This window comes from Chroococcidiopsis sp. TS-821 (assembly GCF_002939305.1).
Taxonomy (GTDB): domain Bacteria; phylum Cyanobacteriota; class Cyanobacteriia; order Cyanobacteriales; family Chroococcidiopsidaceae; genus Chroogloeocystis.
The window spans coordinates 41,834-54,130 of sequence record NZ_MVDI01000016.1 but is presented as its reverse complement, the minus strand read 5'-3'; the positions used below and the strand labels follow the sequence as shown (position 1 = coordinate 54,130).

Below are 12,297 nucleotides of genomic sequence, written 5' to 3'. Positions count from 1 at the left end.
TTTTATGGGAATTGTTAACTATTCTTAATCTACATTAATTTTTGACTAGTTGTCATGCTATGTAAAGTTGTCGCAATAGCTTGAGACTAGAGTGGTAGGGATCGTACGTCTTTTGGATGACTTCTCCATGCTGTTCGATCGCTGTATGGATCGGAATCACTTCGACAACGCTATTAGAGTAGGCGATCGCCTCAAACGTATCGACTGTATCTGCAAACCAAGGTTCCTCTTGAACTCGACAATACTGTTTTATCCATTCTAATAGTTGCGATCGCGCAACTCCTGGTAGTATTCCTGCTGATAATGGCGGCGTCCACCAACAGTTATCGCGCCACCCCCATAAATTGCCCGTACTCGTCTCTAACCAATTTCCCTGTTCGTCAACTAAAATTGCTTCCTCTGCTGAGTGTTGCTGTGCTGCTAATCTCGCTAACCACGCCGATAGATAGTTACCTGTTTTATGCATTGGTAGCGATCGCGCAAATTCTGCGGTCACCCAAGCTTTTACGCCATATTTTTGTTTATTTGTCAAGTCTGGAGGTAGCTGTCTTCCGGTAATTAATTCGCTGCCATCAGGGAAGATAGTTATTCTGAGAACGGGAAAGTGCGGTATTAAATTTATTGCACCTTGCGCGATTTGCGCCCAATTTGGCGATCGCCAGCCAAAGGTTTCAATGCTGTAACGGAGGCGATCGCAATGGGCTTGCCAATTAGTTAAAGGATGCGCGAGTGATTGATGATAAACTCGCAGCGTTGTAAATACAGTAGCTCCATACAATAAACCAGGCTCGTCAACTGCAATTTCTAAAGTGTTACTTAAAATTAGTTGACCGTTGTACCAATAGATATTACTTTGCCTCCTATACACTTAGTCCACGCGGGTGAACTTTGTCTTTAAGCCGCGAATGCATTCGCCAAGCTTTCTTAATCTTCTTGTGGTGGTTTTACTTGTACAACTCCTTCAGGAGAAATGGAAACTTCACCCCCAAGCGCTTGAATGCGACGAATTGCCAAATCACGCGTTGCTGCATCAACTGGATTGCTGAGAACCATTGTCCAAGCACCCACTTGTGCTGATTTACTGTTGGGGTTACGAGAAAGAAATTCTGCTGTTTTTTGGGAAATTGCAGCGACTTGTTTGCTTTCTTCATCAGCGTAAACACTCGCCCACTCGGCTGCGGTTGTAAACGATTGCTGTGCTGCGACAGAATCTCCTAGAAACAACAATTCATCAATTCCTTTGTAACGCCAAATATAATAAGATCTTTGCGGTACAGTCGGAGAAAGAAGTTTTAAATTTCGATTCATTAATGCGATCGCTCGCTCTGGCATTCCTGCATAAAGTGAGGTACTAGAAGAAAGAAATAAGTATGCTTGTAAAAAACGCGGATCGCGGTCTAAGATGATTTCAAAATATTCAGGGCTTAGGCTATAGCCTGTTTGTGGACGAACTTCATCATCGCCAAAATATTGAAGAAAATTTAAAAATACCCAGTTAGCTACGAGATTATCAAAGCCAAAACTAGGGAGTTGTCTTAACAAATTAAGTCGAACTTTTTCAGCTTCAGTTTCTCTTATAAGTGCTTCTTTAGTAAGCGTTTTACGTGTATTTAACTGATTTAATTGAGGTATTTGTAGCGCAACCACTCCAAATACGCACAAAATTACGGCAATAGATGCAGCTATTGGTTCTTGGTATCTCCGTAATGCAGTCAACATCTTGAGTCTGTACAGATTAATATAAACAGAAGTTCGTAACAACTAGCGAGCGAGTGAAATTAATGTAATTTAAAACTTGGTAGTCGCTAATTAGTCATTGGTCTTTTCAATTCAAAACTCAAAATTATATTACCCATTACCGATTACCTATTACCATTTTATTGGTGCGTACTTAATGCCACCTCCGTAGATGAATGTAATAACAAGCCATATTCTAATCCTTCTACTACTGCTTGATAAGAGGCTACTAAAATATTCGTAGAAACACCGACAGTTGTCCAACGTTGCTGTTGACTGCGTGATTCTACTAAGACGCGAGTTTTTGCTGAAGTGCCGCTATGTTCGTCGAGGATTCGTACTTTGTAGTCGGAGAGTTCAAATTCGGCAATTTGTGGATAAAAGTTGACTAACGCTTTGCGTAGTGCTGCATCTAACGCGGCTACTGGACCATTACCTTCTGCGGCTTCTAGAATATCTTGACCGTTGACTGTGACTTTGACTGTTGCTAATGCCCCACTATTTTGTTGGTCAATTCCTGATACTAAATCGCAGTGAACTTGAAAGCCTTTAATAGTAAAAAACTGCTGGCGTTTTCCTAAAGCTTCGCGCATTAATAAGTCAAAGCTAGCTTCAGCAGCTTCAAATTGATAACCTTGGCTTTCCAGGTTTTTGAGGTGCTGTAAAATTTGACGAGCAGCGGGGTTTTGCTTATCAAGTTCGATACCAAAAGTGCGTGCTTTGGCAATGACATTACTTAATCCTGCTTGATCGGAAATCACAATACGGCGACTGTTACCAACTTGTTCGGGTTGAATGTGTTCGTAAGTTAAAGGATTGCGTTCAACCGCAGAAACATGAATACCGCCTTTATGGGCAAACGCTGAACGTCCAACAAACGGTGCGTGATCGTCTGGTGCAAGATTGACGACTTCGCTAATGAAACGGCTTGTTTGGGCGAGTTGGGCAAGTTGTTCGGCTTGAATACACGAGTAGCCTAACTTTAGTTGTAAGTTGGGAATCAGCGAACACAAGTTAGCATTACCGCAACGTTCGCCATAACCATTCATCGTGCCTTGTACCATTCTCGCGCCTTCGAGGACACCCGCGATCGCATTTGCTACCGCAGTATCAGAATCATTGTGGGTATGGATACCGATTTGAGGTGAGTTGCGATCGCCGATGACTTCCACAACATCTTTAACGATTGCGCCGACTTCGTGTGGTAAAGTACCGCCATTCGTATCGCATAAGACAAGCCATTCCGCACCAGCTGCGATCGCCGTACGCAAAGTTTCTAAAGCATATTCGCGATTGTACTTAAAGCCATCAAACCAATGTTCAGCATCGTAAATGACGCGGCGTCCTTGGCTGCGCAGGTACGCAATTGTATCCTGAATCATTACCAAGTTTTCGTTGAGGCTAGTTTTTAAGCCTTCGGTAACGTGCAAATCCCACGATTTACCAAAAATAGTCACCCAGCGCGTTCCGGCTGAGAGAATTGCTTGTAAAAGTGGATCTTCAGAAGCGGGAATATGCGGACGACGAGTCGAACAAAACGCCACAATTTCTGCTTGCTGAAGCGGTTCTTCTTGCAATTGCCAGAAAAATTGTACATCCTTGGGATTGGCTCCAGGCCAACCGCCTTCAATAAAGGGTATCCCTAATTGATCTAACCTACGGGCAATTCGTAGTTTGTCTTCAATTGACACAGATAGTCCCTCGCGCTGAGTACCATCGCGTAATGTCGTGTCATAAATCCAAAGTCGATTGGAGGAATTTGCATTCATAGGTAGAAACGGGACAAAAGTTGAAACCTGGAGAAGAGTATTTTAGAAAAATGCCACTAAAGAAGGTAAGTTAATCGGTGAAAATAAACGTAACTTAAAAATTGGTAACAGGTCATTGGTAATTGGCAAGAAAATTCATCAATACATTACCTATTACCAAACTTGAAATTTCCATCTACTCACACCTATGGTAAAAGTGCTAGCCCAAAGAAAAACAATCGTATGCGATCGCGGCGCTAATTTGCGTCAAGTTTTGCTCCAAAATGAAGTCAACCCCCACAATGGCAACGCCACAATCATTAACTGTCGCGGAATAGGTACTTGTGGTACCTGCGCTGTCTTTGTTGAAGGAGAAGTATCAGAAACTAACTGGCGTGACAAAGCACGGCGATCGCTTCCTCCCCACGATCCTACAAGAAACTTACGTTTGGCTTGTCAAACTCAAGTATTAGGTGATGTGAAAGTGACAAAATTTAACGGTTTTTGGGGACAAGGTACGGATATTGTGTGGACAGTAGAGGAATAAGGCAGAGGGAGCAGAGGGGCAGAGGAGCCTGCGCCGTGCGGGGGTTTCCCCCGTTGAGGCGACTGGCGTGGGCAGAGGAGAAATACTATAATAGTGGGCTTCGTTCATTCCACTCGCTACTCGATTAGCGTTAGTCTAGAGATAGGCGCGTGAACTTTTGAATTCGATCCGCAGTAGAGGGAAGTCTGCTTTTTAGCAATGACGACAAGTGACATTTTAATTATTGGTGGCGGCGTTGTCGGTTTAGCGATCGCAGTTGAACTGAAACTTTGTGGCGCCTCGGTGACGGTACTGAGTCGCGATTTTCGCGCAGCAGCAAGTCATGCAGCAGCGGGAATGCTAGCACCGCAGGCGGAGAAACTTCCTTCTGGGGCAATGCGCGACTTATGCTTAGAATCGCGATCGCTGTATCCTGAATGGGTCGATAAACTCGAACAACTTTCTGGTGTGACGACAGGATATTGGGCTTGTGGAATTTTAGCCCCTGTGTATCAAGAACCCACTCATACAGCAGAAGATGATGCGGTTGCTTACTGGCTAGATCGAGATGCGATTCACTTATATCAACCAGGATTGAGTCGCGATGTCGTTGGCGGTTGGTGGTATCCCGAAGATGGACAAGTAGATAATCGGGCGTTGATGCGATCGCTGTGGACAGCGGCTGAGGCGTTAGGTGTCGATTTACAAGATAACGTCACTGTACAAGCAATTCAACAACAGCAGCGGCGTGTCATTGGCGTGCAAACTTCGGCAGGTGTCTATCGTGCTGAACATTATGTGCTAGCTGCGGGTGCTTGGTCAAACGAATTATTACCGATTGCGGTACGCCCAAAAAAAGGACAAATGTTATCGCTGCGAGTTCCTGAAAGTCATTATGAATTACCGCTACAGCGAGTTTTGTATGGACAAGACACGTATATTGTGCCGCGTCGCGATCGCCGAATTGTTATTGGCGCAACAAGTGAAGATGTGGGATTGACACCATACAATACCCCACAAGGAATTCAAACTTTGTTACAAAATGCAACGCGCTTACTACCACAATTACAGCAATATCCGATTGATGAATTATGGTGGGGATTTCGTCCTGCAACACCTGATGAATTACCAATTCTCGGTTCTAGCCTTTGCCAGAATTTGACGCTGGCGACTGGACATTATCGCAATGGTATTTTATTAGCACCCGTTACGGCAAAGTTAATTGCCCAGTACATTTGGCAACAAAAATCGCATCCTTTGTTAGAACACTTTCATTTCTCGCGGTTTTACCCAGAAAATAAACTGACTCCGGCGTTGCCAAAATCATCGCCAATACAATTTTTATCACCTTCAGCAAAAATGCAAACGATCGCAAAACCAATAGCATCATCAGTAGACATTGATACTCCTTTAATAATTGCAGGACGTAAATTCAACTCGCGCTTGATGACGGGTACAGGAAAGTATCGCAGCATCGAACAAATGCAGCAGAGTGTCGTCGCCAGCGGTTGCGAAATTGTCACCGTTGCAGTACGTCGCGTTCAAACGAATGCACCAGGGCACGAAGGTTTAGCAGAAGCCTTAGATTGGAATAAAATCTGGATGCTACCCAATACTGCGGGTTGTCAAACAGCAGAAGAGGCGATTCGCGTCGCGCGGTTAGGGCGAGAAATGGCGAAGTTGTTAGGACAAGAAGAAAATAACTTTGTCAAATTAGAAGTTATTCCCGATCCAAAGTATTTACTTCCCGATCCGATTGGCACATTAGAAGCTGCGGAAAAGTTAGTCCAAGAAGGCTTTGCTGTACTTCCCTATATTAATGCCGATCCGATGCTAGCTAAGCGGTTAGAAGAAGTTGGGTGCGCTACTGTAATGCCATTAGCTTCACCGATTGGTTCGGGTCAAGGATTGAAAACCACCGCAAATATTCAAATTATCATCGAAAATGCCAATGTTCCAGTTGTCGTAGATGCGGGAATCGGAACTCCCAGCGAAGCCGCACAAGCAATGGAATTAGGTGCAGATGCTTTGTTAATTAATACCGCGATCGCCCAAGCCCAAAACCCACCCGCAATGGCACGCGCGATGAGTATGGCAGCGATCGCAGGACGACTTGCTTTTCTCGCGGGCAGAATTCCTGTCAAGAGTTATGCTAGCGCTAGTTCGCCGCTTTCAGGTAAGATTACCAGCTAGGGAAAATTTAGATGAGTGGTTCTTGTACTACATACTAGTCACTAGCCGCTATCCACTCACAGCATTTTCCTTGTAAAGATTTGTTGCTAAGGTGGTAGAGTATATATACTAGTCGTGATTACGCTTAGTTAAAATAAGCAGAAAAAAAAGGATTACACTCATGCCCTATACCACAGAAGAAGGCGGACGTCTTAACAATTTTGCCAAAGAACCAAAGATGTACACAGCAGAACCCCCAACTAAAGCACAGCAGCGCAATTTTGTCATCTGGGGAGTTCTAGCCGCCGTCTTAGTCAGTGGAGTCATTTTTGTCGCCTTCTCGGTATCTAGCGTTAGCTGATATATAAGCAGTACACTCAAAACTGGAAAGTACTGCAGGAGTATCGTCGTGCATGGAAGAGCTAGCAGAACTTAGGGAAAAAATACTACGCGGCGATCTTTCGTCTGCCTTGGCGATCGTTGACGAACTAGAAGAAATGAGCCGCGACGATAAAATCAATAACATCCAGAGTTATGCTGTTGTTTTGCTTAAGCACTTAATTAAGCAATATGCAGAAAAGCGAACAACAAAGTCGTGGAATGTTTCTATTCGCAACTCAGCGTTCAAAATTAAGGAATTAAATAAACGCCGAAAGGCAGGCGGGCATTATCTTAACTCTGAAGAGTTAAAAGAATGTTTTGAAAGCGTTTTTGCGGTTGCGCTTAACTCTGCTTCTTTGGAAATATTTGAAGGAGTGTTGGAGCCAGAGGAAATTGAGGCGATGATTGATAAAGATGTTATAATACAGCGCGCCCTAGTGGAATGCCAAGCTTAATCAAAAAAGCTGCGATTCACTTTCTTATGAGTTGTCACTTAGGTTCCTGAATTTGTTTTATATAACAATTGAGGGAAAAGTTAGGACAGTATACAAGTTCAAAACTATTATCTTGATAACTTCCCTCAATAGAGGATACCTCTACACGAGGTTTAGGTTGATTTAATTCGCTTTCAACTCTGACCTCCAATCGTTGACCTCTACCAAACTACTTAGGATTGACAGCAGAAAATAGCGCGGAATAATCTGCGTCAGCAAAACCTTGACTCGTTGCAGCTTCAATAATTTGTCTAACACCTTCTGCTCCACTTACATTTAAGCCAGCAGCTTGCGCTTCAGCAATGAATAAATTGATGTCTTTGAGTAAGTGTTTTGTGGGAAAATTGGGACGATCGTAATTACGCTCGACCATTCTTGACAATTTTTTATCAAAAGTCGGCGCGTATAATGCACTGTTGCGCAGAATCTGCATAAACAATTCCACATCAATTCCCTGATGCTGGATTAATGCCAAACTTTGCGCAAAAGCCGTTGTTAGCGAAGCAATAAGTTGATTGAGGGCGAGTTTTACCGCCGCAGCCGTACCAACTTCACCTATGTGTAGAGGTTCAGAACCAAAGTTTTGCAATAATGGCAACCACTGTTGAAATTGTTCTTTGGTTGCACCTACCATAACAATTAATTTGCCTGCGGTTGCTTCGGGGATACTACCCAAAACAGGTGCTTCTAAGTATTCGCCTTTGGCTGCAACAACGTTGTCGCGAAGTTCTTTGCTATCGGTAGGGGAAATTGTTCCCATTTGAATTATTGTTTTTCCGGCTAGTTCTTGAGAGGAGTCAGAAAAAAGTACGCTGTGGATCGCGGCAGCATCTGTCAGCATTAAAATGATACATTCTGCGGCTTGTATGACTACTTGCGGATGTGTTGCAATTTCTGCACCAGCTTCTTTGAGTGGTATCAGTTTTTCTGTAGTACGGTTGTAGGCAATGAGTTCAAGATTGGCATTTAGTAATCTTTGTGCCATGGGAAGCCCCATGAGTCCAGTACCGAGAAATCCTACTTTCATTAATTTAGTCCTTTTTTAAGGAACACAGAGACGCAGAAAAAAGAAATAAGGAGATAATGATAAATTAACGCCAGTAGGGGCGTCCTTTCCAGAAGACACCAATAATAATTCCGATTAAAGTTGCTTGGTTGAGGTTAAAGAGAACGGCTGGTAGTGGTAGAAGAGATTTGAGAAATAGAATGACCGCTAAACACAGAACTAATGCCCATAAGGAACCTGTGTTGATTGAGACTAGGCGATAATAGCGCTCTAATAAATAAACTCCTAGCGCCCCAATTCCTAAGGATATGGCTAAAGAGATGATGATTCCTAACGGTGGGGCGTATACCAACATGAGTAAACGTTGGAATACATTTGATTGAATGTACCCCAAGGCGAGAAGAAAGTCTAAAACGATGACAATGACAGCAACTAGCAGCGCAACTTGTAGCAGCGATCGCCAAGGTAAAAACTTCAAACTTCGCAGAGGATCGCGCATATGACAGAAAATGCTGTGAGAATGACTTGATTTTATCAAACGCTGTCTATGTTGCTAGAAACTCGCGCATATATTGATTAACTAACTGTGGTTTTTCTTGCTGTACCCAGTGGCTACAGTTGGGAATATATTTGATTTGTAAGTTCCTGACATATTTATCTGTACCGTAGGTGAGTTCTTTACCAAGTGCAGTATCGTTTTCACCCCAAATGAGTAACGTTGGAACTTCTAAAACATCCCAGTTATGCTTGAGTAATCCTTGTTGCCATACGTTACGGTAATAATTGAGTGCAGCAGTTAATGCACCGCGTTTGCTGGCTGCGTCTTTGTAGGCGTCTATGTCCGCTTGGGTAAAAGCACTTTTATTGACTGCCATTCCTTTGAAAGCTGTCTCAATTGCTTGGTAGTCTGAAGCTTGCAGCAGCATTTCTGGTAGCCAGGGTAGCTGAAAGAGAAACATATACGAACTACGCATGAGTTGTTGTGGCGTACGCAGTCCCTCAGCAAATTTGGCAGGATGAGGTATGTTCATGACTATGAGACGTTCTACCATTTCTGGGTAAGTGTGGGCAAAACTCCACGCGATCGCACCTCCCCAATCGTGTCCGACTAAAATACACTTGTCGTATCCCAGTCCGGTAATGACGCCTTGAACATCTTGCAGAAATTCGCGCATTACATACGCTGACTGTTGTTTTGGTTTGTCGCTATCGTTGTAACCGCGCAAGTCTAAGGCAACAACTTTATAATCTTTAGCAAACTCTGGAATTTGATGCCGCCATGAGTACCAAAATTCTGGGAACCCATGCAACATTAACATTAAAGGACCATCTCCTTGAGTGACGTAGTGCAGTTTGATGCCGTTGGTAGTAATGTATTCGTGTTTCCAGTCAGTTGTGTACATAGATCGGTTTTTTCAATGAACTACGTGAGATTGGACAATGGGTAATGGGGGTGTTGATAAATCGCTTTTCCAATGACCAATTACCAGTTACCAATGACCAATAACCTAATTATTTACTGATGGCAATTCGCGGTGTTTGGATAACTAATACTGATAGTCGGGTACTGCATTCGCGGCAAAATATTGCTGAAGCAATGGCGTTTTTGGCACAGACAGGGATTAATGTTGTGTTTCCTGATGTTTGGAATAAGGGGTTTACGCTTTACCCTAGTCCAATTATGCGATCGCTGTTTGATGTAGAAATCGACCCACGGTATCAAGGTAGAGATCCCTTAGCAGAAATTATTGTCGAGGCGCGGCGGGTTGGAATTAAAGTTATTCCGTGGTTTGAATATGGTTTTGCGAGTTCTTACAATTCTAATGGCGGAATGATTTTAGCCAAGAAACCAGGATGGGCGGCGCGGGATATTAACGGCAACTTACTCAAGAAGAATGGCTTTGAGTGGATGAATGCGCTCGATCCACAAGTGCAAGAGTTTATGTTAAGTTTAGTGCTAGAAGTTGTCAGAAACTATGATGTTGATGGCGTTCAAGGCGACGATCGCTTACCTGCATTGCCTTGTGAGGGTGGTTATGATGCAAGTACTGTAGAGCGTTATCGGCAAACTTTTAATTGTTATCCATCCCAGAATCCAAAAGATCCTCAATGGCTACAATGGCGGGCTAACATTTTAACAAATTTCTTAGCACGTCTTTATCAAGAAGTCAAGGCGATTAACTCCGATTTGATCGTATCAATGTCGCCAAATATTTATGACTGGGGACTCAAAGAATACCTTCAAGATTCCAAAACTTGGTTAGATCGCGGTTTAGTTGATATCATCCATCCGCAAATTTATCGCCGCGACTTTGCAAGTTACAAACAAGTTGTCGACCGCGTCACGCAGCAGTTGAATCGCGAACAGTTAGCAAAATTATCGCCAGGAATCTTGATTAAATTGGGTTCTTATCGCATAAGTGCCGAACACTTGCGACAGGCGATCGCCTACAATCGCAGTCGTGGTATTTCCGGTGAAGTGTTCTTCTTTTATGAAGGGTTGCGCGAAGATCGGGATGCTTTAGGGAAAGTGTTGCAGTTACTTCCGTATAATAATGACAGCGGACAATCTGTATCAAATTTAAATCGAGGAATTCATGGCTTTTTTCGCTTCCTCCAAAATCGCTTTTAAGGTGCAATGAACGTAGAATATCAATCGCAGATCGAAAAAGTCATTGCCACGCTTAAAGAGGATTTACCCACACTTTTTAAGCAAGATATTTCTTACGATATTTACACTCAAGATATCTACTTTCAAGATCCAGTTAATAAGTTTAAGGGTAAACTAAACTACCGAATCATTTTTTGGACTTTACGATTTCACGGTCAATTATTTTTCACTGAGATTCACTTCGATCTGCACGACGTGTATCAAGCACAAACAGATACTATTATTGCTAATTGGACAGTACGGGGTATATTGCGCGTACCGTGGAAAGCCCATATTTTCTTTAATGGTTACTCAACCTACAAACTCAGTGAAGCAGGTTTAATCTACGAACACGTAGATCGCTGGGATCGCAAACCCAGCGAAATCTTACAACAGTTTTTTCAAAGCGGGAAAAGTAAAGGTATAAGTTAGTACCTCATCTATTTTCCCCGACTCAAGCGGATGTGTTCCATAATTTGTTGCTTGCGCTGATCTGAATAGATCGGAGTTTTGATAAAATCTCCTTTACTGCGAGCGATATGCTCCATAATCCTTTTTTGACGGTCTGACATTTCAGCCATAGTTTTTTAAGTTGATAGTTTGGTGTAACAGATATTTTACATTATGTAATATTAGCGCATTTTTGCAAAAAATGATGTGATTAAACGAACCACAAAGGCACAAAGAACACAAAGGAAGATAAGGAGAAATGTCTATTAGATAGTGACTCCAGCTTGTTGTAATGCTTTTGTCAATATCCCTGTTAAATTTAAACTCTCAGCCCATTGAGTTAAATAATTAATATCAAGTTTATCAGCTTGAACTTTTAGTACTCCTAAAACGACACGCCATTGCCTGTCTGACACTTCACCACTCATACGATACCAAATAAGTTTTTGTAAAATGATATCTTCAGCAGAAGGTAGCCAAGCTAGTTTTTGAGGATTTTCAGTAAGAATTAGCTGCTGGCGTCGTTGCATTTCAGACTGAACCAAAGGTTGATTTGATACTAGAAAAATATCTACTTTTAGCAGACTTTCAAGATGAATAATATTAAATGACGACTGACGCTCAATGGCTTCTGTCACCATTGTTTCCTCAATAAAAAACTCTTCACTCATTAATGTTAGTAATGATGGCACATGAGTAAGCTGCAAATCTGCAACAAAATCTATATCCAAAGTAGCGCGAGGTTCGCCCAGAATAGAGCTGGCAATCGAACTACCAATTAAGTAAGGAATTTCTAAACTATCAAAAATATCTGCAATTTTTAACGCTAATTGTATAGATTCAGCGTCTACAATATTTCCTTGATTATTTTTATACAAATGATTCGCTAATTTAGCACCTAACCATCTAACTGCTAATTGAAACTTAATTTCTGTTTGACTTATATTAGGAAATTGATGGCGAATACCAATCAGCGCCCATTGTTGAATTCCCTTCGTTGCTTCATCAACAAGATGCGCTTTCTTCCAAACAGGCATATTCCGAAAAGCCCGCATTAAAAATTTATCAACGTCAGGATGAGTATCCCTCGATTGCGGTTGATACCCAGCACGAAAAACCTCTCCCATATATAT

13 protein-coding genes and 2 pseudogenes are annotated in these 12,297 nt (G+C 42.5%); 7 read left to right on the top strand and 8 right to left on the bottom strand.

Features of this window, described 5'->3' with window-relative positions; all coding sequences use genetic code 11:
• Positions 1-52 precede the first annotated feature (52 nt).
• The 3 genes from B1A85_RS22765 to cimA all read right to left on the bottom strand — a co-directional run bounded on the left by B1A85_RS22765 (position 53) and on the right by cimA (position 3,506).
• The gene (locus B1A85_RS22765; RefSeq protein WP_168192467.1) at positions 53-868 is read right to left on the bottom strand and encodes an aminotransferase class IV; all 816 of its coding nucleotides are present in this window, start codon (positions 866-868) and stop codon (positions 53-55) included.
• Positions 869-924: 56 nt separating this feature from the next.
• Positions 925-1,719, bottom strand: coding sequence for a hypothetical protein (locus B1A85_RS22760; RefSeq protein WP_104549003.1), 795 nt, complete (start codon positions 1,717-1,719; stop codon positions 925-927).
• A 158-nt stretch (positions 1,720-1,877) separates the two neighbouring features.
• On the bottom strand, positions 1,878-3,506 hold the full coding sequence (gene cimA / locus B1A85_RS22755; protein ID WP_104549002.1) for a citramalate synthase: 1,629 nt from the start codon (positions 3,504-3,506) through the stop codon (positions 1,878-1,880).
• 187 nt (positions 3,507-3,693) lie between these two features.
• On the opposite strand from cimA, the gene B1A85_RS22750 reads away from it, so the two are divergent.
• From B1A85_RS22750 to B1A85_RS22735, 5 genes and pseudogenes are all read left to right on the top strand, one after another.
• The gene (locus B1A85_RS22750; RefSeq protein WP_104549001.1) at positions 3,694-4,032 is read left to right on the top strand and encodes a 2Fe-2S iron-sulfur cluster-binding protein; all 339 of its coding nucleotides are present in this window, start codon (positions 3,694-3,696) and stop codon (positions 4,030-4,032) included.
• A 198-nt stretch (positions 4,033-4,230) separates the two neighbouring features.
• Positions 4,231-5,296, top strand: a pseudogene (thiO, locus tag B1A85_RS26395) (glycine oxidase ThiO); the annotation flags it as partial.
• 116 nt (positions 5,297-5,412) lie between these two features.
• Positions 5,413-6,204, top strand: a pseudogene (locus B1A85_RS26390) (thiazole synthase); the annotation flags it as partial.
• 160 nt (positions 6,205-6,364) lie between these two features.
• On the top strand, positions 6,365-6,544 hold the full coding sequence (gene psb34, locus B1A85_RS22740; protein ID WP_104548999.1) for a photosystem II assembly protein Psb34: 180 nt from the start codon (positions 6,365-6,367) through the stop codon (positions 6,542-6,544).
• A 52-nt stretch (positions 6,545-6,596) separates the two neighbouring features.
• Complete coding sequence (locus B1A85_RS22735) at positions 6,597-7,019, top strand: DUF29 family protein (RefSeq protein ID WP_104548998.1); 423 nt, start codon at positions 6,597-6,599, stop codon at positions 7,017-7,019.
• Between the two features lie 208 nt (positions 7,020-7,227).
• Here B1A85_RS22735 and B1A85_RS22730 read toward each other — a convergent pair whose 3' ends face one another.
• The 3 genes from B1A85_RS22730 to B1A85_RS22720 form a co-directional block, all read right to left on the bottom strand.
• Complete coding sequence (locus B1A85_RS22730; protein WP_104548997.1) at positions 7,228-8,085, bottom strand: NAD(P)-dependent oxidoreductase; 858 nt, start codon at positions 8,083-8,085, stop codon at positions 7,228-7,230.
• Positions 8,086-8,149: 64 nt separating this feature from the next.
• Positions 8,150-8,563, bottom strand: a complete 414-nt coding sequence (locus B1A85_RS22725; RefSeq protein ID WP_104548996.1) for a peptide chain release factor 1 — start codon at positions 8,561-8,563, stop codon at positions 8,150-8,152.
• A 46-nt stretch (positions 8,564-8,609) separates the two neighbouring features.
• Positions 8,610-9,467, bottom strand: a complete 858-nt coding sequence (locus tag B1A85_RS22720; RefSeq protein WP_104548995.1) for an alpha/beta fold hydrolase — start codon at positions 9,465-9,467, stop codon at positions 8,610-8,612.
• Between the two features lie 119 nt (positions 9,468-9,586).
• On the opposite strand from B1A85_RS22720, the gene B1A85_RS22715 reads away from it, so the two are divergent.
• A complete protein-coding gene (locus B1A85_RS22715; protein WP_104548994.1) occupies positions 9,587-10,696 on the top strand; it encodes a glycoside hydrolase family 10 protein in 1,110 nt (369 codons plus the stop codon).
• Between the two features lie 6 nt (positions 10,697-10,702).
• Positions 10,703-11,146, top strand: a complete 444-nt coding sequence (locus B1A85_RS22710) for a DUF2358 domain-containing protein (RefSeq protein WP_104548993.1) — start codon at positions 10,703-10,705, stop codon at positions 11,144-11,146.
• Positions 11,147-11,154: 8 nt separating this feature from the next.
• Here the strand turns inward: B1A85_RS22710 and B1A85_RS25005 are convergent, their stop codons facing one another.
• Together B1A85_RS25005 and B1A85_RS22705 are read right to left on the bottom strand one after the other, a co-directional pair.
• On the bottom strand, positions 11,155-11,295 hold the full coding sequence (locus tag B1A85_RS25005; RefSeq protein ID WP_210404689.1) for a hypothetical protein: 141 nt from the start codon (positions 11,293-11,295) through the stop codon (positions 11,155-11,157).
• 135 nt (positions 11,296-11,430) lie between these two features.
• Positions 11,431-12,291 (bottom strand): hypothetical protein, encoded by an 861-nt coding sequence (locus B1A85_RS22705; protein ID WP_104548992.1) that lies wholly within the window; start codon positions 12,289-12,291, stop codon positions 11,431-11,433.
• Between the last annotated feature and the right edge of the window lie 6 nt (positions 12,292-12,297).